Annotated in this window: 23 protein-coding genes; 10 read left to right on the top strand and 13 right to left on the bottom strand. The window is 72.0% G+C overall.

Translation table 11 applies throughout. From position 1 onward, the window contains the following. Nucleotides 1–126: 126 nt before the first annotated feature. From AC07FT_RS22605 to AC07FT_RS22595, 3 genes are read right to left on the bottom strand one after another with little or no spacing between them, the layout of a single operon-like run. Entirely contained in the window at nt 127–909 is a 783-nt protein-coding gene (locus AC07FT_RS22605) for a 3-oxoacyl-ACP reductase (RefSeq protein WP_431772914.1), read from the bottom strand. A 1-nt stretch (nt 910) separates the two neighbouring features. Continuing rightward, nucleotides 911–2,293, bottom strand: coding sequence for an aldehyde dehydrogenase family protein (locus AC07FT_RS22600; protein ID WP_479177820.1), 1,383 nt, complete (start codon nt 2,291–2,293; stop codon nt 911–913). Nucleotides 2,294–2,304: 11 nt separating this feature from the next. After that, nucleotides 2,305–3,672 carry a glutamine synthetase family protein gene (locus AC07FT_RS22595; protein ID WP_479177819.1) on the bottom strand — a complete coding sequence of 456 codons (1,368 nt, stop codon included), beginning with the start codon at nt 3,670–3,672 and terminating at the stop codon, nt 2,305–2,307. Between the two features lie 87 nt (nt 3,673–3,759). Here AC07FT_RS22595 and AC07FT_RS22590 point away from each other — a divergent pair, with 87 nt between their 5' ends. From AC07FT_RS22590 to AC07FT_RS22580, 3 genes are all read left to right on the top strand, one after another. Next, nucleotides 3,760–4,524, top strand: coding sequence for a FadR/GntR family transcriptional regulator (locus AC07FT_RS22590; RefSeq protein WP_471205639.1), 765 nt, complete (start codon nt 3,760–3,762; stop codon nt 4,522–4,524). 133 nt (nt 4,525–4,657) lie between these two features. Continuing rightward, nucleotides 4,658–6,133: an ethanolamine permease gene (gene eat / locus AC07FT_RS22585; RefSeq protein WP_479177818.1), complete on the top strand. Its 1,476-nt coding sequence runs from the start codon at nt 4,658–4,660 to the stop codon at nt 6,131–6,133. 36 nt (nt 6,134–6,169) lie between these two features. Further along, nucleotides 6,170–6,868, top strand: coding sequence for a gamma-glutamyl-gamma-aminobutyrate hydrolase family protein (locus AC07FT_RS22580; protein ID WP_471205635.1), 699 nt, complete (start codon nt 6,170–6,172; stop codon nt 6,866–6,868). Between the two features lie 33 nt (nt 6,869–6,901). Here the strand turns inward: AC07FT_RS22580 and AC07FT_RS22575 are convergent, their stop codons facing one another. The 3 genes from AC07FT_RS22575 to AC07FT_RS22565 all read right to left on the bottom strand — a co-directional run bounded on the left by AC07FT_RS22575 (nt 6,902) and on the right by AC07FT_RS22565 (nt 10,090). Beyond that, entirely contained in the window at nt 6,902–7,783 is an 882-nt protein-coding gene (locus AC07FT_RS22575) for a chitosanase (RefSeq protein ID WP_479177817.1), read from the bottom strand. Between the two features lie 104 nt (nt 7,784–7,887). Then, a complete protein-coding gene (locus AC07FT_RS22570) occupies nt 7,888–9,102 on the bottom strand; it encodes an MBL fold metallo-hydrolase (RefSeq protein WP_479177816.1) in 1,215 nt (404 codons plus the stop codon). Between the two features lie 76 nt (nt 9,103–9,178). Then, nucleotides 9,179–10,090 (bottom strand): GNAT family N-acetyltransferase, encoded by a 912-nt coding sequence (locus tag AC07FT_RS22565; RefSeq protein ID WP_479177815.1) that lies wholly within the window; start codon nt 10,088–10,090, stop codon nt 9,179–9,181. Between the two features lie 219 nt (nt 10,091–10,309). On the opposite strand from AC07FT_RS22565, the gene AC07FT_RS22560 reads away from it, so the two are divergent. Next, entirely contained in the window at nt 10,310–10,900 is a 591-nt protein-coding gene (locus tag AC07FT_RS22560; RefSeq protein ID WP_479177814.1) for a carboxymuconolactone decarboxylase family protein, read from the top strand. Here the strand turns inward: AC07FT_RS22560 and AC07FT_RS22555 are convergent. Together AC07FT_RS22555 and AC07FT_RS22550 are read right to left on the bottom strand one after the other, a co-directional pair. Further along, nucleotides 10,876–12,009, bottom strand: coding sequence for a DUF6745 domain-containing protein (locus AC07FT_RS22555; RefSeq protein WP_479177905.1), 1,134 nt, complete (start codon nt 12,007–12,009; stop codon nt 10,876–10,878). The genes AC07FT_RS22560 and AC07FT_RS22555 overlap by 25 nt on opposite strands. 60 nt (nt 12,010–12,069) lie before the next feature. Further along, on the bottom strand, nt 12,070–12,396 hold the full coding sequence (locus tag AC07FT_RS22550; RefSeq protein ID WP_479177813.1) for a hypothetical protein: 327 nt from the start codon (nt 12,394–12,396) through the stop codon (nt 12,070–12,072). A 181-nt stretch (nt 12,397–12,577) separates the two neighbouring features. On the opposite strand from AC07FT_RS22550, the gene AC07FT_RS22545 reads away from it, so the two are divergent. Genes AC07FT_RS22545 through AC07FT_RS22525 form a run of 5 tightly spaced genes read left to right on the top strand, consistent with a single transcriptional unit; the run spans nt 12,578 to nt 17,807 of the window. After that, the gene (locus AC07FT_RS22545; protein WP_479177812.1) at nt 12,578–13,519 is read left to right on the top strand and encodes an STM4015 family protein; all 942 of its coding nucleotides are present in this window, start codon (nt 12,578–12,580) and stop codon (nt 13,517–13,519) included. Nucleotides 13,520–13,560: 41 nt separating this feature from the next. Beyond that, complete coding sequence (locus tag AC07FT_RS22540; RefSeq protein ID WP_479177811.1) at nt 13,561–14,745, top strand: STM4014 family protein; 1,185 nt, start codon at nt 13,561–13,563, stop codon at nt 14,743–14,745. A gap of 7 nt (nt 14,746–14,752) precedes the next feature. Then, on the top strand, nt 14,753–15,556 hold the full coding sequence (locus AC07FT_RS22535) for an STM4013/SEN3800 family hydrolase (RefSeq protein ID WP_479177904.1): 804 nt from the start codon (nt 14,753–14,755) through the stop codon (nt 15,554–15,556). After that, nucleotides 15,553–16,902 carry an STM4012 family radical SAM protein gene (locus AC07FT_RS22530; RefSeq protein ID WP_479177810.1) on the top strand — a complete coding sequence of 450 codons (1,350 nt, stop codon included), beginning with the start codon at nt 15,553–15,555 and terminating at the stop codon, nt 16,900–16,902. The genes AC07FT_RS22535 and AC07FT_RS22530 overlap by 4 nt, the downstream gene beginning before the upstream one ends. Before the next feature lie 11 nt (nt 16,903–16,913). After that, nucleotides 16,914–17,807, top strand: coding sequence for an STM4011 family radical SAM protein (locus AC07FT_RS22525; RefSeq protein ID WP_479177809.1), 894 nt, complete (start codon nt 16,914–16,916; stop codon nt 17,805–17,807). On the opposite strand, the gene AC07FT_RS22520 is transcribed toward AC07FT_RS22525, so the two are convergent. The 3 genes from AC07FT_RS22520 to AC07FT_RS22510 are packed head-to-tail and all read right to left on the bottom strand — an operon-like array spanning nt 17,780 to nt 19,745. Continuing rightward, the gene (locus AC07FT_RS22520) at nt 17,780–18,607 is read right to left on the bottom strand and encodes an SAM-dependent methyltransferase (RefSeq protein WP_479177808.1); all 828 of its coding nucleotides are present in this window, start codon (nt 18,605–18,607) and stop codon (nt 17,780–17,782) included. The genes AC07FT_RS22525 and AC07FT_RS22520 overlap by 28 nt on opposite strands. 16 nt (nt 18,608–18,623) lie before the next feature. Then, entirely contained in the window at nt 18,624–18,875 is a 252-nt protein-coding gene (locus AC07FT_RS22515; protein ID WP_254742450.1) for a DUF397 domain-containing protein, read from the bottom strand. Nucleotides 18,876–18,878: 3 nt separating this feature from the next. Then, nucleotides 18,879–19,745 (bottom strand): helix-turn-helix domain-containing protein, encoded by an 867-nt coding sequence (locus AC07FT_RS22510; protein ID WP_479177807.1) that lies wholly within the window; start codon nt 19,743–19,745, stop codon nt 18,879–18,881. Between the two features lie 136 nt (nt 19,746–19,881). Between AC07FT_RS22510 and AC07FT_RS22505 the strand changes: the two genes are divergently transcribed. Further along, nucleotides 19,882–20,322, top strand: coding sequence for an ATP-binding protein (locus tag AC07FT_RS22505; RefSeq protein WP_479177806.1), 441 nt, complete (start codon nt 19,882–19,884; stop codon nt 20,320–20,322). A 132-nt stretch (nt 20,323–20,454) separates the two neighbouring features. Here AC07FT_RS22505 and AC07FT_RS22500 read toward each other — a convergent pair whose 3' ends face one another. Then, the gene (locus AC07FT_RS22500; RefSeq protein ID WP_471205598.1) at nt 20,455–21,252 is read right to left on the bottom strand and encodes an SGNH/GDSL hydrolase family protein; all 798 of its coding nucleotides are present in this window, start codon (nt 21,250–21,252) and stop codon (nt 20,455–20,457) included. A gap of 78 nt (nt 21,253–21,330) precedes the next feature. Beyond that, nucleotides 21,331–23,430 carry an alpha-galactosidase gene (locus AC07FT_RS22495; protein ID WP_479177805.1) on the bottom strand — a complete coding sequence of 700 codons (2,100 nt, stop codon included), beginning with the start codon at nt 23,428–23,430 and terminating at the stop codon, nt 21,331–21,333. Nucleotides 23,431–23,453: the final 23 nt, after the last annotated feature.

Here is a 23,453-nt window from a genome sequence, read left to right as displayed (position 1 = left end):
TCCGGGACCGGGGTGCCGGCCGGTGGTGGCGTACGCACGCACGCCACCCCCTGGCCGGGTCCTCACCCCCGCCCCCTCGGACACCCTTCCGTCACCGGGGCCGGACATCCCTCACACCGGCATCCCTCACACGGGTGTGACGTACGCGCCCGCGATACCGCCGTCCACCAGGAACTCGGCCGCGTTGACGAACGAGGAGTCGTCGCTGGCGAGGAAGGCCACCGCGGCGGCCATCTCCTCCGGTTCGGCGAACCGGCCCACCGGGACGTGCACCAGACGGCGCGCGGCCCGCTCCGGGTCCTTGGCGAACAGCTCCTTCAGCAGCGGGGTGTTGACCGGCCCCGGGCACAGGGCGTTGACCCGGATGCCCTCACGCGCGAACTGCACGCCCAGTTCGCGGGACATCGCCAGCACCCCGCCCTTGGACGCGGTGTAGCTGATCTGCGAGGTCGCGGCGCCCATCACGGCCACGAAGGAGGCGGTGTTGATGATGGAGCCCCGGCCCTGCCGCTGCATGTACGGCAGCGCCGCCTTGCAGCACAGGTAGACGGAGGTGAGGTTGACCTCCTGGACCCGCTTCCAGGCGTCCAGCCCGGTGGTGAGGATCGAGTCGTCGTCGGGGGGCGAGATGCCCGCGTTGTTGAAGGCCACGTCGACCGAGCCGTAGGTGTCGTACGCGGTCTTGAACAGCGCCTCCACCTCCTCCTGGTCGGTCACGTCCACGCGGACGTAGAGCCCGCCGACCTCGTCGGCCGCGGCCTTGCCCGCGGCTTCGTCGATGTCGGCGCAGACCACGTTGGCGCCTTCGGAGGCGAGGCGGCGGGCGGTGGCCAGGCCGATGCCGCTGCCCGCTCCGGTGATGACGGCGGTACGGCCGACCAGTCGGCGGCACACAGGGGTCTCGGTCACGTCACTGCTCCTCGGTGCTGATGAAGACGTTCTTGGTCTCGGTGAAGGCGGTCAGGGCGTCGGGGCCCAGCTCCCGGCCGAGGCCGGACTGCTTGTAGCCGCCGAAGGGGGTCGAATACCGCACGCTGCTGTGCGAGTTGACGGAGAGGTTCCCGGCGGCCACGGCGCGCGAGACCCGCAGCGCGCGGCCGACGTCCCGGGTCCAGATCGAACCGGACAGGCCGTAGTCGGTGGCGTTCGCCAGCCGTACGGCGTCGGCCTCGTCCTCGAAGGGGAGCACCACGGCCACCGGGCCGAAGATCTCCTCGACGGCGGTGCGGTCCTCCGGGCCGGTGGCCTCCAGGACGGTCGCCGGGTACCAGAAGCCCTTGCCCCGGGGAGCCTCGCCGCGGATCGCGGCGGGCGCGTCCTCGGGGACGTAGGAGCGCACCCGCTCCCGCTGGGCGGCCGAGATCAGCGGGCCCATCGCGGTGGCCGGATCGGCCGGGTCGCCGACCGCGAACGATGTCACGGCGGGCTCCAGCAGCTCCATGAACCGGTCGTAGACGCTCCGCTGGACCAGGATCCGGCTGCGCGCGCAGCAGTCCTGCCCGGTGTTGTCGAGGAACGACCCCGGGGCCGAGCGGGCGGCCAGTTCGACATCGCCGTCGGCGAAGACGATGTTGGGGCTCTTGCCGCCGAGTTCGAGCGTCACCCGCTTCACCCCGGCCGCGCAGCGGGCCATGATCTCCTTGCCGACGCCGGTCGACCCGGTGAACACGACCTTGGCCACACCGGGGTGCTCGACCAGCGCGGTGCCCGCCACCGGACCGGCGCCGGGCAGCACCTGGAACAGGCCCTCCGGAAGCCCCGCCTCCAGGGCGAGTTCGGCCAGCCGCAGCGCGGTGAGCGGGGTGGTCTCGGCCGGCTTGAGCAGGACGGCGTTGCCCGCGGCGAGCGCGGGCGCGGTGCCCCACGCGGCGATCGGCATCGGGAAGTTCCACGGCGCGATCACGGCGACCACGCCGAGCGGTTCATGGAAGGTGACGTTCAGGCCACCGGCGACCGGGATCTGGCTCCCGGTCAGCCGCTCCGCCCCGCCGGCCGCGTAGTCCAGCAGATCGCGGACGTTGCCCGCCTCCCAGCGGGCGTTGCCGATCGGATGGCCCGCCTCGCGGACCTCCAGTGCGGCCAGTTCCTCGATGTGGTCGTCGACGACGGCGGCGAAGCGGCGCAGCAGCCGGGCCCGGTCGGCGGGCGCGGCCGCGGACCAGCCGTGCTGGGCCGTGGTGGCGCGGGCGACGGCGGCGTCCACATCGGCCGCGGAGGCCGCCGGGACGGTGGCGATGACCTCCTCGGTCGCCGGGTTGAGTACGTGGTGCTCGTGCGGGTGGTCGTTGGTCACCTGTTGGTTCCTCACATGCGCTCGAAGGACCGGAACCGCTCCCAGTCCGTGACGGCGGTGTCGTAGGCGTCCAGTTCGACGCGGGCCATGTTGAGGTAGTGCTCCACCACCTCGTCACCGAAGGCGGCCCGCGCGATGGGGCTGGCCTCCCACAGCTCGGCGGCGTCGCGCAGGGTGGTCGGCACATGCTCGGCGTCGCCGTTGTAGGCGTTGCCGGTACAGACCTCGGGCAGCTCCAGCTCGTTCTCGATGCCGTGGAGTCCGGCCGCCACCATGCCCGCGACCGCGAGGTACGGATTGACATCACCGCCGGGGAGGCGGTTCTCCAGCCGGTGGGCGTGGCCGTGGCCGATGATCCGCAGTGCGCAGGTGCGGTTGTCCGGACCCCAGGCGACGGCGGTCGGCGCGAACGAACCGGGCCGGAACCGCTTGTAGGAGTTGATGTTGGGGGCGTAGAGCAGGGTGAAGTCCCGCATGGCGGCGAGCTGCCCGGCCAGGAAGTGGCGCATGGTCTTCGACATGCCGTACTCGCCCGTGTCGTCGGCGAGCACCGGTGCACCGGACTCATCGCGCAGCGAGAGGTGGATATGGCAGGAGTTGCCCTCGCGCTCATCCCACTTGGCCATGAAGGTGAGCGCGTTGCCCTGCTGCGCGGCGATCTCCTTGGCGCCCGTCTTGTAGATGACGTGCTGGTCACAGGTGGTCAGCGCATCGTCGTAACGGAAGGCGATCTCATGCTGGCCGTAGTTGCACTCGCCCTTGGCCGACTCGACGATCATCCCGGCCGCGCCCATCTCATTGCGGATGCGGCGCAGCAGGGGCTCGACCCGGCCGGTGCCGAGGACGGAGTAGTCGACGTTGTACTGGTTGGCCGGGGTGAGCCCGCGGTACCCGGAGTTCCATGCCTCTTCGTAGGTGTCCTTGAAGACCATGAATTCCAGCTCGGTGCCCGCGTAGGCGGTCCAGCCGCGCTCGCCCAGCCGGTCCAGCTGCCGCCGCAGTATCTGGCGCGGTGAGGCCACCACGGGTGAGCCGTCGTGCCAGCCGAGGTCGGCGATCATCAGCGCGGTGCCGGGGTTCCAGGGAGTGTGGCGCAGCGTGGCGTGGTCGCCGCGCATGGCGAAGTCGCCGTAGCCGCGCTCCCAGGAGGACATCGCGAAACCGTCGACCGTGTTCATATCGGTGTCGACGGCGAGAAGGTAGTTACAGCCCTCGGTGCCGTGATCGAGGACGTCGTCCAGGAAGAAGCGGGCGGCGAACCGCTTGCCCTGCAGCCTTCCCTGCATATCGGTGAAGGCCAGGACGACGGTGTCGATCTCCCCGGCGTTCACGAGTCTGGTCAGTTCATCGACCGAGAGCGGGGATTTGCGGTCTGCCACGGTGGTCCTCCTGCGAAGATTGCAGCGCCGGAAGGCCATAAGGTAATACCGCAGACCATTGATTGGGAAGTAGGTGCGGAAGGTTCGATGAGCGACAGCCAGAGCGGGGACGGCGAGGTCACGTCGGGCGACCGGATCGGCGACCGGCTGGCCCCGGTGCTGCGCCCGGTGCGCGCCGGGAACGGCTTCGAGGAGGCGCTCGAGCAGATACTCCAGGTGCTCCGGCTGGGACTGGTCCCGGACGGCGGGCGGCTCCCGGCCGAGCGGGAGCTGGCGGACCGGCTGCGGATCAGCCGGGTGACCCTGCGCGAAGTGCTCAAGGTGCTCCAGGACCAGGGGCTGGTGGAGAGCCGCCGCGGACGGTACGGCGGCACCTTCGTCCGTGCGCGCCCCGAGCCCGCCGCGGGCGGCGAGGACGAGCTGCGGCGCCGGGTCGAGGCGGTGGACCTGGAGGACACCCTGCGGTTCCGGGAGGTGCTGGAGGTCGGCGCGGCCGGGCTGTGCGCCGCGCACGGACTGGACGACGCGCAGGTCACGCGGTTGCGAGCGGCTCTGGACGCCACCCGGGACGCGCCGCTGGGCGACTACCGGCGGCTGGACACGATGCTGCACCTGACCCTGGCGGAGCTGGCGGGCTCCCCCACACTGGCCGCCCAGTACGCGGCGGTGCGGGCGTCGGTGAATGATCTGCTGGATTGCATTCCGCTCCTGGTGCGCAATCTGGAACACTCGCAGGCCCAGCACACCGCGCTGGTCGAGGCGGTGCTCGACGGGGACGCGGAGGGCGCGCGCGAGGTGATGCGCGAGCACTGCGAGGGCACGGCGTCGCTGCTGCGCGGTTTCCTCGTCTAGCGCGGCCCCGCGGACCCTCCCCGGGAACCTCATTAACGATCCTTTTACTCAGAGGGCTTGCGCATCGCCCCAGGGCAGACAAAGGTATGGCCCCACACCTTTGCCACCCCCTCGTGTGGAGCAGGAGCACCCCATGGCCGACGGAACAGACTCCGCCCGTACCTCCCTCAGCGCCGCACCGCCAGGCGGTCCGGCGTCCCCCGAGGACAGCTATCTGGAGCGCCGCACCCTGCGGCGCGGCAGCGCGGGTCCACTGCTGCTGACCGGCCTCGGGGTCGCCTATGTCGTCTCCGGCGACTTCTCCGGCTGGAACTTCGGACTGGCCGAGGGCGGCTTCGGCGGTCTGGCCATCGCCGCGGTGCTGATGGGCCTGATGTACACCTGCATGGTGTTCGCCCTGGCGGAGCTGGCGGCGATCCTGCCCACCGCGGGCGGCGGCTACGGCTTCGCCCGGCGGGCGCTCGGCCCCTGGGGCGGCTTCCTCACCGGTACCGCCATCCTCATCGAATACGTCCTGGCCCCCGCCGCGATCTCCATCTTCATCGGCGACTACGTCGAGTCACTGGGACTGTTCGGACTGGAATCGAGCTGGCCGGTCTACCTGGCGTGCTTCGTGATCTTCATCGGCATCCACCTGTGGGGCGTGGGCGAGGCACTGCGGTTCAGCCTGATCGTCACCGCGATAGCCGTCGCCGCGCTGCTGATCTTCGCCGTCGCCGCCTTCACCGACTTCGACTCCGCCTCGCTCAACGACATCAAGGTCGACCACTCCGCCTTCGGCGCCAACTCCTGGCTGCCGTTCGGTCTGCTCGGCATCTGGTCGGCGTTCCCGTTCGGCATGTGGTTCTTCCTCGGGGTGGAAGGGGTGCCGCTGGCCGCCGAGGAGACCCGCGACCCGGCCCGTACCCTGCCCAAGGCCATGGCCTGGTCCATGGGCATCCTGCTGCTGCTCGCCCTGATCACCTTCCTCGCCGCCACCGGCGCCCGCGGTTCCGACGCGGTGCAGGGCGCGGGCAACCCGCTGGTCGAGGCGCTCCAGCCGGACGGCAAGGCCACGGTGCTCTCCCGCATCGTCAACTACGCCGGGCTCGCCGGTCTGGTGGCCTCCTTCTTCTCCCTGATCTTCGCCGGGTCCCGGCAGCTGTTCGCCCTCTCCCGCGCCGGGTACCTGCCCCGCTTCCTGTCCCTGACCAGCCGCCGCAAGGCCCCCTACCTGGGGCTGCTGGTCCCGGGCGCCATCGGGTTCGCGCTGGCCGCCTGGTCCGGCAACGGGGCCCGGATGCTCAACGTGGCGGTCTTCGGCGCCACCATCTCCTACGCGCTGATGTCGCTCTCGCACATCGTGCTGCGGCGCCGCGAACCCCATCTGGAGCGGCCCTACCGCACCCCGGGCGGCACGGTGACGTCGTCGATCGCCTTCGTCCTCGCCTGCTCGGCGCTGGTGGCCACCTTCCTGGTGGACAAGGACGCCGCGTTCATCGCCCTCGGCGTCTACGCGGTGGCGCTCGCCTACTTCGCCTTCTACAGCCGTCACCGTCTGGTGGCCGCGGCCCCCGAGGAGGAGTTCGCCGCGCTGGCGGAGGCCGAGGCGGAACTGTCCCGCGACTGAGCGGGCACGACCGAGAGAAAGCGACCGAGAAAGAGGATGTCCCCGTTGTCCAAGCCCCTGATCGGTATCAGCACCTATCTGGAGTCCTCGGCCCGCTGGGGTGTGTGGGACCTCCCTGCGGCACTGCTGCCCGTCGGCTACCACCGGCTGGTGCAGCAGGCGGGCGGACTCGCCGCGATGCTGCCGCCCGACGAGGACCCGGAGGCGGCGGCCCGCGTCGTCTCCCGCCTCGACGGGCTGGTGATCTCCGGCGGGCCGGATGTGGAACCGGTGCGCTACGGCGCAGAACCCCATGAGCGCACCGGCCCGCCCGCGCGGGAGCGCGACACCTGGGAGCTGGCACTGATCGAGGCGGCCCTCGCCGCGGGCACCCCGCTGCTGGGCATCTGCCGTGGCCACCAGCTGCTGAACGTGGCGCTCGGCGGCACGCTGATCCAGCACCTGGACGGCCACGCGGGGGCACCCGGGGTCTTCGAACGCCATCTGGTGCAGCCGGTACCGGGGACACTGCTCGGCGAGGTGCTGCCGGAGCCGCTGTCGGTGCCGACCTTCCACCACCAGGTGGTGGACGAGCTGGGCAAGGGTCTGGTCGCCTCGGCGTACGCGGCGGACGACGGCATGATCGAGGCCGCCGAACTGCCCGGGGCCGACCGGTTCGTCCTCGGGGTGCAGTGGCATCCGGAGGCGGGCGACGACCTGCGGGTCATGCAGGCGCTGGTCGCCGCGGCACGGTGAACCCCGTTGACGGGGACGGTGCGTGCGCCCCCGTCAACGGGAGCCGTCCGTCCCGGAGTTGATTTCGTAGGGGTCGCCGTAGACCCGCCACTTCAGCGGCGGTGTCAGATCGAAGTTCCGCTCGTCGAGGAACTTCCGCTGCGCGGTGTCGACCCGGCTGGTGTCGCTGTGGGCCTCCTCGGCCCGCATGGCCTCCTTGCGGGCGTCGAGGAAGGCGTGGAGATAGGTGGCCTCGTCGCCGCCCTGGGCCGGGGTCCTGGCCTGGCGCATCGCGGCCTTGCGGATACCGCCGAAGCTGTGGGCGCCGTCGCCGGGGCCGTGCATCACGGTGGCGTCGTAGTAGATGAACTGGCCGAGCGCTCCGATGCCGTCGTCCTTGCCCCGCTGGACCGAGGGGGTGAAGTAGACGCGGTCGCGCTCGTGTTCCTGGGCGTCCCGGAACACCTCGTCGGCGGCGGCCTTCTTCCAGTCACGGGTGAATCCGGGGTCCAGACCGTCGTGGGAGTCGCTCCCGTCGGCCTCGCGCAGCGCGGGCCGGTACTTCGCCAGGACGTTGTCCGGCTTGCGCAGGGTGTAGTACTCGACGAGGTCGAGCATGTCACCGGTGCCGGAGCAGAAACCGATGAGGCCGCCGGTGTAGCCACGGCCGTCGTCGATGTCCTCGATGTAGCCGAACTGGGCGCGCCAGTCCAGGGAGGAGTTCTCGGCGCTGGAGACCAGCTTCATGGCGATCTCCTTCCTGGCCGGATCGTCCAGGCCGGCCCCGGCCGTGGCGCCGGCCTTGTGGGCGGAGTGGTGTCCGCGCACGGCGGGCGGATGGCCGGACGCCTGCCCGGATCCGCAACCGGTGAGGACGAGGGCTACCGGTACCGCCACGGCGACGGCGACGGCGGCGAGGCCGATGCGCTGGGACATGAGGACTCCGTTTCGTTCCCTGACGACCGGGGGTGGGACGTACGAGGGCCCGTTGCGGTCGCATCACCGCAACGGGCCCTGTCGCTACCGGGATCGGGCGCAGGTCATGGCTGCGGGACCGGGACCGCGGGATCGGTGCCGCCGGTGGTGGCCGCGGGCGCCGGGGGCTCCGCGGAGACCGCCGTGGTGTCCGGCGCACCGGCCGCGGGCCGGGCCGCGATCGCCCGCCACCAGTAGTCCAGCGGCAGTCCGCGCTCCGGTTCGAAGGGCAGCCCCGGCCGTGGAACGGCCACCGAGGCCCCGGCGGCCTCGGCCGCCGTGACCGTGCCCTCGGCGGGCTCCTCCCACGGATGCGGGGCGAGGTTGAAGGTGCCCCAGTGGATCGGCAGCATGATCCCGCGCGTGGACTCACCGCCCTGGAGGTCCAGATGGGCGCGCATGCCCTCCTCGGGGGTCATATGAATGTCCGGCCAGAACTCACTGTAGGCGCCGATCTGGATCATGGTCGCGTCGAACGGCCCGTACGCCGCGCCGATCTCCGCGAAGCCGGAGAAGTACCCGGTGTCCCCGCTGTGGTAGACGCGGTGCTCGGGCCCGGCCACCACCCAGGACGCCCACAGCGTGTGCTGGGTATTGCGCAGGGCGCGGCCGCAGAAGTGGCGGGCGGGGGTGGCGGTGAGCGTCAGCCCGGCCACCTCGGTGGACTCGTGCCAGTCCAGCTCGGTCATCCGGTCGGCCGGAACACCCCAGTGCTCCAGATGGGCACCGACGCCGAGCGGCACCACGAACCGGGTGCCGGTGCGGACCAGCGCCCGGACGGTGGGCATGTCGAGGTGGTCGTAGTGGTCGTGGGAGATCACCACCGCGTCCACCGGGCCCAGCTCCCGCAGCGGCACCGGCACCGGATGCAGCCGCTTGGGGCCCAGGTGGGCGAAGGGCGAACAGCGGCTGCCCCACACCGGGTCGAACAGCACCCGGCGGCCGTCGATCTCCGCCAGCACGGTGGAGTGGCCCATCCAGGTCAGCCGCAGCCCCGAGGCAGGCGGGGCGGCCAGGTCGGCGAGGGTCGTGGGGTGCACCGGCACCGGACCGGCCGGGGCCCGGCGGATCCGCTCCTCCTTGCGGAAGTACGTGGGGAGGAACGCCAGCATGGAACCGGACGGCCTGGTGCGGGCGCCCTCCGGATTGACGAAGACGCCGTCCCGGAAGTTCGGCGACCGGCGGATGCGCTCCAGCCGCTCCCCGGCCGGATCCGCCCCGAAGGCGGCGGGGCGCAAGGCGGCGGCGAGCCGGGAACGGTGCGGACGGGAGCCGGTCACTGGACCTCCAGGGTGAGGGGGTGGCGGGTCACCCCGCGGCCTGCGCGGGTGCGCTGCTGTACTGCAATAACACAACTCACTCGACGGGTGCTGTTGTTCCTGGTGCCGTGAAGGACAGCTGGAGGTGGTCCTCCACCGGCCGGTATCCCAGCCGCTGGTACAGGGCGTTGCTGGTGGGGTTGGCCAGATCGGTGAAGAGCAGCACCTCCTCGGCGCCGGCCTCCCGCGCCGCCCGGCTCGCGGCGGCGGTGGCGGCCCCGGCGTACCCCCGTCCGCGCAGCTCGGGCGGGGTGTAGACACGGACGACCCGGACCATGCCCGCCTCCGTGCGGCTGACCGCCGCCAATGAGACCGGTGCGCCGTCCGCCTCCCAGAGGGTGATCCCGCCGTGGCCGAGCCGGTCGTCCACCGCCCGGGAGACATCGCCCTCCAGCGCCCCGGTGTCCCGGGCGAATCCCTCGTACCAGGTCAGCAGCAGCGCGCGGTCGGCGGCGGTGGCCGCCCTGGCCCGGCCGGGCGGCGCCGGATCGGGCGGGGTGAGGGCGCCCAGCCGGTAGAGCCGCTGGGTCTGCTCCACCTCGGTGGTGGCCCCGGTCAGCCGCTCCCAGGCGGCGGCGAAGGTCTCGGCGGTACGCCGTCCGGTGTTCACCCCGGTCACCGGCGGCAGCGGGCCGTGCTCCGGGGCGGACTCCCCCAGGACGCGGACCAGCTCCTCCGTGGCCCCGTCGGGCAGCGGGGAGAGCACCAGCGGATAGGGCGGGGTGCACAGGAACGCCCCGCCGACGGCCCCGTCCCCCTCTTCGCCGGCCCCCGGCTCCGGCCGCCACCAGCCGTAGCGGGGCGGGCGCTCCCCGTACCGGCCGCTGCCCGCCGCCGCCAGCGAGGCGGCCACCGTCAGCAGGACGGTGTGCTCGGCCGGGCGTCCCCGCAGAAAACCGCCCGCCGCGGCCAGGAACGCGTCCAGGTCGTCCGTCGTCGTCCATGTCATGGGCTCCAGGCTGGCCCGCGCCCCTCCGCCGGCGCACCCCGTTTTCCGCGCGGCTCCGTTTCCGCACGGCTCCGGCCCCCGCCCGCCGGTGCCTACGCTGGAAGTCGTGATGCGGCCCACATCCGTCCGTGTCACATCCGCCGCGGGGTGCTCCGTCGTACGCGTGGAAGGGCGGCAGAGACCGCCGCGGCACCACAGCCCCACCCGGAGGCACCCGTCATGTCACGTATCTCGCTCACCCCGCGCCGCACCCTCTTCTACCGCGTCATGGAGTGGTACTCGAAGCGCACCTACGGGAAGGTCCTCGACCCGGGCAAGGCACTCGCCCACAACCAGCGGGTGCTCTTCAGCTATCTCCGCTTCGAGCAGTCGCTGAGCAAGTGGAACTCCCTGGACCCCGGGCTCAAGGCGCTCGCCGAGATGGCCTCGGCCTCCTCCATCGGCTGCTCGTGGTGCATGGACTTCGGCTACTGGATCAGCCGTGGCCAGGGCATCGACGACCGCAAGCTGCACGATGTGCCGATGTGGCGGGAGAGCGATGTCTACACCCCGCTGGAGCGGGACGTGATGGAGTACGCCGAGGCCATGACCGCCAACCCGCCCACCGTGGACGACGCCCTCGTGGAGCGGCTGCGCCGGAACCTCGACGAGGCGCAGCTGGTCGAGCTGACCGCGATGGTCGCGGTGGAGAACCTCCGCTCGCGGATCAACTCGGCGCTCGGGCTGACCAGCCAGGGGTTCAAGGACAGCTGTGACCTCCCGGCCGCCCCGGACCCCGCCGCCGGTCAGGTCTCGCGCTCCGGCGCGTAGGCGTCCGCGTCCAGTCCGAAGGTCCAGGCCACTCCCTCCCGGGCGGTCGCCACCCGCGGTGGCACCCGCAGCCAGTAGGTGCGGTGCGTACCGTCCGGCTCGGGGGTGGAGTTGACCACCTCCACCATCGCCACCGGTTCGTCGTCGGGAAGCTGGATGTGCCACAGCACGCCGGTCGCGTCGCGGTGCACGGGCTCGGCGCCGGATTCGGCGAGATAGCGCTCGTAGCCGTAGGACTCCAGCATCACCCGGCGCAGCTCGGCGTTCTCCTCGGCACGGATGCGGTCCGGGGTGAGCTCGCCGAGCTGCCGGAGGAAGCCGGCGGGCACCGGCATGCCGCGCCAGGCGTGCAGCGCGAAGCCGTCGGGGAAGGCGAGCGCGGGTCCGTCGGCGCGGTCCAGCCGTCCGGCCTCGTCGCGGTGCAGCTCCACCGGCCGCTCGGAGATGATCACGGCCTTCTCGTAGGGCCACCACCATCCGGCGGCGCGGGCGACCGCGGCCACCCCGGCCAGCGGATCCGGCCCGGCGCCGCCGGGGTCGGCGCTGACCGCGGCCAGCCAGGGCGCGTCATGCTGCCCGGCCACGGCCTCCAGCGCGGCGAGCCGCACCTCCGGTTCCGCCTGGCCCGAGCCCTCGGTGAGGGTTTCGGTCAGCCCGGTGCGGATGCGCTCGGTGAGCCCGCGGGTGATGTCCCACAGCGGCGCGGCCGTACGGGCCCAGCGCTCCGCCCAGCCGGACGGCCCGAGGGCGGTGAGGAGTTCACCCCGGACGCGCTCCCAGGGCAGGGTGCGCACCGCCTCCCGCACCGAGGCGCCCGCGGCCCCCGGCTCCGGCAGCACTCCGGCCGCCGCCAGCGCGTCCGCCGCGCGCTCCGCGAACGGCCCCGGCAGCAGCTCCTGCCACCCCGCCAGGAGCAGCGCGGCAGCCGTGCCCGCGAGCGGTGAGCCGGCCCAGACGAACGCCTCCGGCGGGGCCAGCCCCGCCGACGCGTACGCGAGCCGCACCCCCGCCTCGGCCGCCGCGCGGTCGGCCGGGCCGGTGGCGGCGGCCACCGCCCGCCAGTGGGCGGTCCGCCCGGTGTCCGCGGCCTCCCCGTCCGCGCCGTTCATCGTCCCCATGGTGTCCGTGGCTTCCGTGGCTTCCGTGGTCATCGAATCGCTCCCCCGCTCTCAGTCGGCCACGACGCGCACGGCGCCCGGCGTGTACTCCCGCTGGCGCACCACGCGGTACCACCCCTTGGGCAGCGGTATCGCGGCGTGCTCCTCGTGCACCACCCGCCCGCCCTCGGGGAGATGGAGGTACGCGACGCCGAACGTGCTCGTCTCGCGCACCAGCGTGCCCGGCCCGACCACCGCGTGGGCGTGTCCGGTCACCTCGCCGAGGGCCAGCACCAGCCGCCCCCGGCCGTCCCTCGGCACGGCGGGCAGGGTGCCGGTGCCCGGCGGCAGCTCCTCCGGTGTCACCGGCACGATCAGGACGTCCCCCTGTCGGTACATGCTCTTCCCCTCGGCGCAGCGGTCGGTGGCCCACCGGACACCACGGTCCGGCCGGTGGTCAGGACGCTAGGGCAAGGGTCTGACAACGTCCGCCGACCCGGCTGTCGGTGACGCTTGGTAGAACTCTTCGCACACGCCATCCGGCATCGCGTATCCACTCGACCGTTCCAGGAGACCCCCCATGCCCGACCTCGAGGAACTGCACGGCCTCCCGGCCTTCGACTTCCCGTCCGAGGAGGAGCGAGCCGCCCTGCCCGAACCCGAGGGCGTGGCCTGGCGGTTCTGCGCCGATCCGTACGACGACGACGAAGAGGACTACGGCCCGCGGTTCCAGCGGTTCCTGGACACGGTGGACGTCTCCCGGGTGCGTGCGGTGATCACCGGCGTCTGGGGGGAGTACGGCGACGACTCCCGCTCGGTCATCGATCCGCTGGTCGCGGCGAAGGACCGGTTCACCTCCCTGGAGGCGCTGTTCATCGGCGATATCGAGCCGGATGAGCAGGAGATCTCCTGGATCGAGCAGTCCGATGTGAGCCGGCTGCTGCACGCCTTCCCGAACCTGGTCGAGCTGGGCGTACGCGGTGGCACCGGGCTGGAGTTCCCGCCGGTCACCCATGAGCGGCTGCGCACCCTGCGCTTCGAGACCGGCGGGCTGCCCGGCGAGGTGGTGCGCGGGGTCGGCGGCAGCACCCTGCCCGCTCTGGAGTCCCTGGAGATGTGGCTCGGAGTCGAGAACTACGGAGGCGACTCCACCGCCGCCGACCTCGCGCCGCTGCTGGCGGGCGGCCGGTTCCCTGCCCTGCGCCATCTGGGGCTCCAGAACAGCGAGATACAGGACGAGATCGCGGCGGCCGTGGCCTCGGCGCCCGTCGTCGCCCAGCTGACCTCCCTCGACCTGTCCATGGGCGTCCTCACCGACACCGGCGGCCAGGCGCTGCTGGAGGGCCAGCCGCTCACCCACCTCTCGCGCCTCGGCCTCGACCACAACTACTTCTCCCCGTCCATGGCCCAGCGGCTGCGGGACGCCCTGGAGCCGTCCGGGGTGCGGGTGGAGCTGGACGAGCGGGGCGACGAGGACGAGGAGGGGGACCAGGTCTTCCGGTACACCGCGGTCGCCGAGTGACCGGAGCCCCCGCCCCCGGCGATGACGAGAGGAGTACCGCCATGCCGCCGTCCGTGCCGGGGCCCGGCGACGGTGTCCGGTTCGCGGTGATCGGCAATCCCCGCAACCGCCGGGTGGAGATGTTCACCGAGGCGGCGCGGAGCGCCGGGCTGCCCGCGCCCCGTGTCCTGCCGTGGCACGACGTGCTGTGCGACGGACCGGAGTTCCACCGCGGGGAGACCGTGCGGATCGACTCCCCGGGCGAGGACGACGAGGTGGAGTGGCTGCTGCGCGGCACCTCCGATCCGACCCGGGTGGAGGGCACCGCCCGCTGGTACGCGCGGTTCACCGAGTCCGTACGGGGCATCGGGGCGGCGGCACGCACGGCGGGCGCGGCCTTGCTGGACGATCCGGCCGAGCTGGCCGTGCTGTTCGACAAGCGGCTGTGCCACGGGGTGCTGGACGGGGCGGGGGTGCCCGTGCCGCCGTCGCCGACGTCGGGGCCGCAGGCGCCGCCGGTGCGCGACTGGGAGGAGGTGCGCACCGCGCTCGGCAGCTCCGGGATGCGCCGTGCGTTCGTGAAGCTGGCGCACGGCTCGTCCGCGTCCGGGGTGCTCGCCGTGGAGACGGCGGGGCCGGGGCGGGTGCGGGCCACCACCTCCGTGGAGCGCACCGAGGACGGCCGGCTGTTCAACTCGCTGCGGGTGCGCCGGTACGGCACCGAGCGGGAGGTCGCCGCGATCGTCGACGCGCTGGCACCCGACGGACTGCATATCGAGCACTGGCTGCCCAAGGCGTCCCAGGACAAGCGGGCGGCGGATCTGCGCGTGGTGGTGGTCGGCGGCCGGGCCACCCATGCCGTGGTGCGCACCAGCCGCTCCCCCATGACCAATCTCCATCTCGGCGGCGTCCGGGGCGATCTGGCCGCCGCCCGCGCCGCCGCCGAGGCGGCCGGGGTGGCGTGGAGCACCGTGCTGGGCACGGCGGAGCGCGCCGCGGCCCGTTTCCCCGGCACCCTGTGCGTGGGGGTGGATCTGCTGCCCACCACCGGCTGGCGCCGGTTCGCGGTCGGCGAGGTCAACGCGTTCGGCGATCTGCTGCCGCGGCTGACCGGACTGCCCGGCAGCGGCGCCGAGGGCCTGGACACCTACGCCGCACAGATCGCCGCCGTGGTGCGCACCCGCGCGAACGGCACCCGCGCCCACTGGAACGACCCCGAGGAGCACCCCCGCGATGCCGCTGGCTGAACCGGATATGAACCAGGTGGTGGGCAGCCATGACCTGCTGCTGATCACCCTTGACACCCTGCGGTACGACGTGGCCGCCGAACTGGCCGCCGCGGGCCGGATCCCGCATCTGGCCCGACGTCTGCCCGATGGCGTCTGGGACGAGCGGCACGCCCCCGGCAGCTTCACCTACGCCTCCCACCAGGCGATGTTCGCCGGTTTCCTGCCCACTCCGGTGGCGCCGGGACGGCACCGGCGGTTGTTCGCGGCCCGGTTCGCGGGCAGTGAGACCACCGCCGGGGGCACCTATGTCTTCGACACCCCGGACCTGGTGTCGGGGCTGGCCGCCGCCGGGTACCACACGGTGTGCGTCGGGGGCGTCGGCTTCTTCAACAAGCAGGGCGCGCTGGGATCGGTGCTGCCGGGGCTCTTCCAGGAGAGCCACTGGGAACCGGAGTTCGGTGTACCTTCGCCGACCTCGTTCGAGGCGCAGGTGGCCTGTGCCGAGAAGGTCATCGCCGGACTCGATCCGGAGCGACGGCTCTTCCTGTTCCTGAATGTGTCGGCGCTGCACCAGCCCAACTGGTTCCATCTGCCCGGCGCCACCCGCGACAGCGGTGACACCCGCGACTCCCACGCCGCCGCGCTGGAGTACGTGGACCGCCACATCGGCCGCCTCCTCACCGCCGTGGGCGGCCGGGGGCCCGCGTTCGCGATCGTCTGCTCCGACCACGGCACGGCGTACGGCGAGGACGGCCACACCGGCCACCGGATCGGCCACGAGGTCGTCTGGACCGTGCCGTACACCCACTTCTTCCTCGAGGCCCGATGAACCCCGGCACCATCGCTCCCGCGCCCGTCCGCCCCTACCAGGCGTATGTCTACGCCTATCCGCACAAGACCGCGTACCGGCCGCTGGCCGGACGGCCCGGTCTGCGCGATCTGTGGGCGGACGAGCCGAAGGACGCGCTCTCGCTCTATCTGCACATCCCGTTCTGCGAGGTGCGCTGCGGCTTCTGCAATCTGTTCACCCGGATCGGTGCGCCCGAGGGCCTGACCACGGCCTACCTCGACGCCCTGGAGCGCCAGGCCGGGGCGGTGGCCGACGCGCTGGGCGAGGGGGCCCGGTTCGCGGGCGCGGCGTTCGGCGGCGGCACTCCGACCTTCCTGGAGGCGCCCGAGCTGGAGCGGCTGTGCGATATCGCCGAGCGGCGGATGGGCGCCGATCTGCGGGCCGTACCCCTGTCGGTCGAGGCGTCCCCGGCCACCGCCACCGCCGACCGGCTCGCGGTACTGGCCCGGCGCGGCACCACCCGGCTGAGCCTGGGGGTGCAGAGCTTCGTGGACGACGAGGCCCGCTCGGCGGTGCGGCCGCAAGCCCGGGCCGATGTCGAGGCGGCACTCGGCCGGGTCCGGGACGCTGGGATCCCGGTGCTCAACATCGACCTCATCTACGGCATCGCGGGGCAGACCGAACGCAGTTGGCGGCATTCCCTGGACGCTGCCCTGGCCTGGCACCCCGAGGAGCTGTACCTCTACCCGCTGTACGTCCGTCCGCTGACCGGACTCGGCCGCAAGGGCGTCCCGGAGACCGACGCGGAGTGGGACGCGCGACGGCTGCGGCTGTACGCCCTCGGCCGGGACCACCTGCTGTCCCGGGGCTATGAGCAGGTGTCCATGCGGATGTTCCGCCGCGCGGACGCGCCCGCCACCGGGGGCGGTGACCACGTCTGCCAGACCGACGGCATGATCGGCCTGGGCTGCGGCGCCCGCTCCTACACCTCCGGACTGCACTACTCCTTCGACTACGCCGTCGACATGCGGCAGATACGCGGCATCATCGACGACTACGTGTCCCGGCCCGCGGCCGACTTCGCACGCGCCGAGCACGGCCGCGCCATGACGGGGGACGAGAGGCGCCGCCGGCATCTGCTGCAGTCGGTGCTCCAGGCCGAGGGGATGCCGCTGGAGGACTACCGGACCCGGTTCGGCGGCGATCCGGCCGAGGACTTCCCGGCCGAGCTGGCGCGGTTCGCCGAGCGCGGCTGGCTGGACCCCGCCGCCGGACCGGACCGGCTGCGGCTGTCGGCGCAGGGGCTGGCGTACTCCGACGCGCTGGGCCCGGAGCTGTTCTCACCCGCGGTGCGCGCCGATATGGCCGCGTACGACCTCAAGTGACGGAGCACGGCATGGATCTGACCATCCTGTACCGGGGTCCGCTCACCTCGTGCGACTACGACTGTCCGTACTGTCCGTTCGCCAAGCGCCGGGACGATCCGCGGCGGCTGCGGGCGGACCGGGCGGCGCTGGAGCGCTTCACCGCGTGGGCGGCGGAGCGGACCGGGGACCGGCTCTCGGTGCTGTTCACCCCGTGGGGCGAGGGGCTGGTGCGCTCCTGGTACCGGGAGGCGCTGATCGGGCTGAGCCATCTGCCGCACATCCGGCGGGTGGCGATCCAGACCAATCTCAGCGGCCGCACCGGCTGGACGGAACGGGCCGATCCGGACACCCTCGCGCTGTGGTGCACCTACCATCCGGGCCAGACGCCCTACGACCGGTTCCTCGCCAAGTGCCATGAGCTGGACGGACGCGGGGTGCGCCACAGCGTGGGCATCGTGGGGCTCCCGGAGCACCTCGACGCGGCGCGCCGACTGCGGGACGACCTCCCGGAGCGGGTCTATCTGTGGGTGAACGCGGCCGAGGGCCACACCTACACCGACGCCGAGGCGGCCCGGTGGACCGCGCTGGACCCGCTCTTCGGCTACAGCCGCCATCCGCACCGCAGCGCCGGTCTGCCATGCCGGACCGGCGCCTCGGTGATCTCGGTGGACGGCGACGGCACGGTGCGCCGCTGCCACTTCGTCACCGAGGAGCTGGGCAATCTCTACGACGGTTCGTACCGCGCGGCGCTGCGCCCCCGCCCGTGTCCGCTGACCCGGTGCGACTGCCACATCGGCTATGTGCACCTGGAGTCGCTGCCGCTGTACGACGTGTTCGCGGGCGGGGTGCTGGAGCGGATCCCGGCCGGCTGGACCGGGCCCGCCGCCCCGGGAGGTCAGCCCTTGCGGCCCACCCCGCCGTAGACCCCGATGGGGCCGCGCCGTTCGGGGTCGCCGACGGCCGGATCCGGCCGCCATCCGGCCACCCTCACCAGGCCCGGTTCGAGCAGGTCCCAGCCGTCGAAGAACGGCTGGATCTCCTCGTGGCGGCGCAGGCTCAGCCGGGCGGTGGACTTCCGGTAGACCTCGTCGGCCACCTGGTTGCGGCCGTGGAAGTCGGCGGTGCCATGGCTGATGACCAGATGACTGCCCGGGGCCGCCGACCGGGTCAGGGCGCCGACGATCCCGGTCGGATCCTCCTCGTCGGTGACGAAGTGGAGCACCGCGACCAGCAGCAGCGCCACCGGCCGCGAGAAGTCGATCAGTTCCCGGACCACCGGTTCGGCGAGGATCTTCTCCGGTGTCCGGACGTCCCCGACCACGAAGCCGGTGCCGGGGGTGCCGGTCAGCTTGGCGTCGGCGTGGGCCGCGACGATCGGGTCGTTGTCGACGTACACCACCCGGGTGTCCGGGGCGATCCCGCGTGCCACCTCATGGGTGTTGGGCGAGGTCGGTATCCCGGTCCCGATGTCGATGATCTGCCGGGCCCCGTCCGCCACCACGGCACGTACCGCCCGCGCCATGAAGTCACGGTTGGCGCGGGCGCTGTCGACGATGTCCGGTGAGACCGCGATGATCCGCTCGGCGGCCTCGCGGTCGGTCTCGTAGTTGTCCCGGCCCCCCAGGTAGTAGTCGTACATCCGGGCCGGATGCGGTCTGCTGGTGTCGATCTCCTCGGCGGAGAATCGCAGGTCGGTCACACCATTCCCCCTCAAGGCCCCCATGGGCCGCGATCAGGCGTCACAGAAGCAGGAAGTCGGCCTCCCCGGCCTTCGCCCCCTGGATGAAGCGTTTCATCTCACAGTGGGTGTAGATGAGTGCCGGGCCGTCGGGATCGGTCGACTGACGCAGCGCCACCCGTCCGTCCTTGAGCCTCATCGCTTCGACGCAGCTTCCCCCGTTACCACCGCTCCACGGCTTGTGCCAGCCCTCGCTGCCGAGGTCCCTCGCCGGCATACCGCTGTAGACACGGCTGTCGCATATGCGATCCATCGTTCAGATCTCCTTGCGAATGCCACTCAGAATGGCCTGAGTGGTCTGTGCAGGCGCGGCCTGCGCGCACATCCGGTCCAGGGCCTCCAGGAACGCCGAGACGTCATCGCGGTGGTCGAAGTAGGAGCCGCTGACCAGCGTCTCCGTATACGCGATATCGGGCAGTTCCGGGATCGGGAACCGGAAGATATGGAAGGGGCCGTACATCGCCGGGTGCGGACCGGCGTCGAACGGCATGACCTGCAGCCGGACCTGCGGTGACTCCGCGGCCTCGATGAGGCGGGCGATCTGCGCCCGCATGGTGGCGGACCCGCCGATGGGGCGGCGCAGCACCGTTTCGTCCATGACGACCCACAGCATCGGCGGGTTGTCCCGGGTCAGCAGCGCCTGGCGCTCCATCCGCAGGGCGACGTTGCGCTCTATCTCGGACTCGGGGGCGTGCGGCATTCCGGCCCGGAGCACCGCGCGGGCGTAATCCTCGGTCTGCAGCAGCCCGGGGATGTAGTGCGGTTCGTAGGCGCGGATCAGATTGGCCTCGACCTCGAGGCTGACGAAGGTGTTGAACCACTCCGGCAGCACATCGCGGAACCGGTGCCACCAGCCGTTCTTGTTGGCCTCGCGCGCGAGCGCGAGAAAGCCCTCCACCTCTTCGGGGTCGTCCACGCCGTAGGTGCGCAGCAGCTTCTCGACATAGGGGAGCTTCAGGCCGACTTCGGCCTTCTCCATCCGGCGGATGGTGGCATGGGTGACGTCGAGGGCGCGGCCGGCCTGTTCGAACGACAGCCCGGCCTTCTCGCGAAGGTCCTGCAGTCGTTTGCCGAGCACGACCCGCAGGACGGTCGGGGCTCCGCCCGCCCGCGCATCCGCCACTATCGTCCCCCTCCAAGTACCTTCACAGCACAGCAGTCTGGCATGGGCTCAGCTTCCCGAACAGCCTGCGCTTGCGATTCTGTAATTTACAGATTGAACCTTGCCATGCGCGAGTCTCACAGAGCATAGTGTCGACGTGGCTCCTTCCTACGAGGCTCTCCGGTTAGGGCGCGGCGGCACCATGGTCGCTTCGTGCCTCCAGGACGCGTTCTGTCTCCCGGCGCTGAGCACCTCCGTCGCGGAGGCAAGACGGCATGTCGTGTTCCGGCTGCGCTCATGGGGCGTCGTCGAGGACACCCGGGACAGCGCCGAGTTGGTGGTCTCCGAGCTGTTCACCAACGCCGTCCGCCACACCTCCAGTGAAGAGGTCCGCTGTTCCCTCCAGCTCATAGGCACCCGCCTGCGGCTGGAAGTGGCCGACCAGGGGTGCGCCCGGTCGGTGCCGCAGGCGAGGTCGGTAGGGGTCGACCAGGAGGGCGGCCGGGGGCTGATGCTGGTGGAGGCCCTGTCGGAGGCATGGGGGGTACGGGCCGAACACGGCGGTACGGGCCGGGCCGTCTGGGCGTATCTGGCCTAGGGCCGCGCATCCGGCCGGGAAACGCGGGACCACCGCACGGCACGAGCGGTGCCGAGGGAATAGGGACAGCGACAGCGCCGCCGCGATGAGCGCGGCGCCAACGGGGGTCTGCCCCTATTCCTTCGGGACCACTCAGGGCCGTAGCGGCAACAGGTCGGGGCGCTTGGGTTCGACATGATCGCCCGAGGACTCCCCGCGCAGCCGTCGTCCGATCCACGGCACCAGGTACTCGCGCGCCCAGTGGATGTTGTCCCGGCGCACCTCGGCCGGACTGCGCTGTCCCTCCTCCGGCCACGGCTGGTCGGGGTCGGCCGGCACCGGGACGCCGAGCACCTGACCGGCCCGCAGCGCCACCCGGGTGTGTCCGTCGGCCGACAGGTGCAGCCGGTCGTCGTCCCAGGCGCGGCGGTCCTGGACCGAGCGCAGCGACCACAGGTCGAGCACCGGACAGCCGTAGCGGTCGGCGATCGCCCGCACATGGGCGGTGTAGGTCGCGATCTTGCCGCGCAGATGACGCAGCACCGGGACGCCCCGGGTGTCGAAACCGGTGCACAGCATCACCGTGCCGACGTTCGCCACCAGCTCGGAGACGGCCGTCTCGTAGCGGGTGGCGACATCGTCGGGGTCACTGCCGGGCCGCAGGATGTCATTGCCCCCCGCGCAGAAGGTGACCAGATCGGGGCCGAGCTCGATCGCGCGTGACACCTGTTCCTCGACGATCCGGTCGAGGAGTCTGCCGCGCACGGCGAGGTTGGCGTAGCGGAAATCGTACTGGGGCCGCTGGTCGGACAGCAGGACCGCGAGCCGGTCAGCCCATCCCACGAACACCCCGTCAGGACCGGGATCGCCGACGCCTTCGGTGAAGCTGTCGCCGACGGCTGCGTACGACCCGATCCCACCGTTGTTCACTATCTTCGAATCGTCTGCCACGTCAGGACATCATTCACCTCAATACGTGACTTACGCCATCGTAACCAGGGGTTGACGAGTGGTGATGTATACCACTAGTCAAATCCGGCACAGGTGGAATACGGCGGCGTCGAGATCGCCGCGCAGCCCGGTCCGCAGCCCCCGGTGGAGCAGTACCGCGCCCCGGTGGACCTCACCGGTGGCCCGGTCCTCGTAGCGGGCGGCCGGGTCCAGACCGCGCAGCCGCACCGGCGGCTGCGCCTCGCCGAAGTGCTGCGCGGGCAGCCAGGCCAGCACCACCGTCTCCTCGCCACGGACGTACTGGACGGCGGTGAGCCGGTCGCCGTCCGGGGGCAGCAGCCGGTACAGCTCGCCGTGCTGGACGACCGGCCGCACCCGTTTGTAGAGCGCCACCCAGTCGCGGGCCTCGGCACGTTCGGCCTCGCTCCACCGGAGCAGGTCCCCGCCGATGCCCAGCACTCCGGCCATCGCGCTGACGAAGCGGAAGCGCAGCGAGGAGACCCGGGCGTTGCCCATGGCGTTGGGGCTGTCGGTGACCCAGGCCGCCATCACCCGGGCCGGGTGGAGCTGGCCGAAGCCGTGCTGAATGGCGAGCCGGTCCAGCGGATCGGTGTTGTCCGAGGTCCACACCTGGTCGGTGAGACGCAGAACGCCCAGGTCGATCCGGCCGCCGCCGCCCGCGCAGGACTCGAAGGCGACCTGGGGATGGGCCGCGCGCAGCCGTCCCAGCAGGGCGTACAGCCCGTGGACGTGCTCGGCCCACAACCGCTGCGGACAGCCGTCGCCGGGCCAGCCCGCGTCGGTGAAGGAGCGGTTGAAGTCCCATTTCACGTAGTCGATGGGGGCGCTGCGGAGCAGGGCGTCCATCGACTCCCACAGGTACGCGCGGACGTCGGGGCGGGCCAGGTTGAGGACGAGCTGATGGCGGAACTCGGTGCGGGTCCGGCCGGGGTGGTGCTGGACCCAGTCGGGATGGGCCCGGTAGAGGTCGCTGTCGGCGTTGACCATCTCCGGCTCGACCCAGACGCCGAACCGCATCCCGTGCGCGCGCACCTCCTCGGCCAGCGGCTTCAGACCGTGCGGGAAGCGGTCCGGGCTGGGGGTCCAGTCGCCGAGCCCGGCCCGGTCGCCCGTCCGCGCCCCGAACCAGCCGTCGTCGACGACGAACAGCTCCACGCCGAGGCCTGCGGCGATCCGGGCCAGCTCGCGCTGCTGCCCCTCCTGGACGTCGAACCCGGTGGCCTCCCAGGAGTTGTAGAGCACCGGCCGCTCGGCGCCGGCGTCCGGGATGACATGGGCCAGCTGCCAGGAGTGCCAGGCCCGGCTGGCGGCACCGAACCCGCCGTCGGTCCACAGCCCCGCGAAGACCGGGGTGGTGAAGGACTCCCCCGGCGCCAGCGTCAGCTGGCCGGAGTCGTCGTGGCCCATCCCGCCGACCACCTGGACGGCCCCGTCGGAGAGCCGCTGGACGGCGATCCGCCAGGACCCGGACCAGGCGAGCGCACAGCTGTGGACCTCACCGCTCTCCTCGGTGGCGTCCCCGCCGTCCAGCGCCACCCAGGGCAGATGGTGGTGGCTGGTGTGGCCCCGGCGGCTGCCGATCACCTTCTCCCCGGGGGTGAGGAGGGTGCGGGCGATCCGGCTCTCGGCGGCCCAGCGCCCGTAGAGATGGGTCAGCCGCCGGCGGTCCCGGGCCGGCAGCGACCAGGCGGCGGAGTCGGCGCGCAGCACGTCCAGCGGCGGATGGTCCGCGGTGCCGGTGTGGACCAGGGTGGTCCACCGCTCCAGGACATCGCCGTCCTCGCGCATCCGGTAGTGGAGGGTGATCCCGAGGTGGTGCAGCGGATCATGGAAGCGCAGCTCCAGGGTGCCGTCATCGGTGCCGCTCCCCTCGTAGCGCCATTCGGTGCCCCTCAGACCGGGGGTGCGTACGGACAGGGCGGGGCGGACGAAACGGGGGCCGCCCTCGACCGGATACTCCTCGCGCCCGTCCAGCGGTGATTCGAAGCCCCGCTCCGGGGGTCCGGGCTCGGCGGCGAGGGCCTCGGCGTCCTCGATCGCGATCCGCGGGCCCCAGTGCAGATGGAGCAGCTCATCGTGGTCGGTGAGGTGCAGGGCATAGCTGCTGCGGCGTCCTGACAGCAGCCAGATCCGACCGTTTCCGCCGACATCGATCATCACACTTCCCCAATTCTCAACAG

This window comes from Streptomyces sp. NPDC045899 (genome assembly GCF_056431485.1).
This window is presented reverse-complemented; position numbering and strand designations above follow the sequence as displayed.